The sequence below is a fragment of the Caballeronia sp. ATUFL_F1_KS39 genome (genome assembly GCF_023630985.1).
In the GTDB taxonomy this organism is placed as follows: domain Bacteria; phylum Pseudomonadota; class Gammaproteobacteria; order Burkholderiales; family Burkholderiaceae; genus Caballeronia; species Caballeronia zhejiangensis.
This window is the reverse complement of the sequence record NZ_JALQDZ010000080.1, coordinates 1-277: the sequence shown is the minus strand read 5'-3', so window position 1 is coordinate 277 and position 277 is coordinate 1. Positions and strand designations below refer to the sequence as shown.

Sequence of the window (277 nt, the reverse complement as noted above, 5' to 3'; positions counted from 1 at the left end):
TCATTGAATCCATTGATCAAATTATTATTACCAGGATTGGTATCCCTCATGCTCTTATTTTTGACAATGCTTCTTATTTTTCTAGAAATGCAATGACTAAATTTTCTTTAAAGAGAGGATCTAAACTTAAGTATTCTGCAAATCATTTCCCTCAGGGAAATGGCTCAGCAGAAACCACTAATAAAAATCTTATAAGGATCATTAAATGAACTATCGACCAAAATCAGAAGAACTAGAAAAAAGCTTTAATATTTGCTTTAAGGGCTGATTGAATATC

At 30.7% G+C, this 277-nt stretch carries 1 protein-coding gene; it reads left to right on the top strand.

Annotated elements, in window-relative coordinates; genetic code table 11:
* On the top strand, positions 1–209 hold a 209-nt coding region (locus NCR93_RS31665), incomplete at its 5' end, for a hypothetical protein (protein WP_250532467.1).
* Positions 210–277 lie beyond the last annotated feature (68 nt).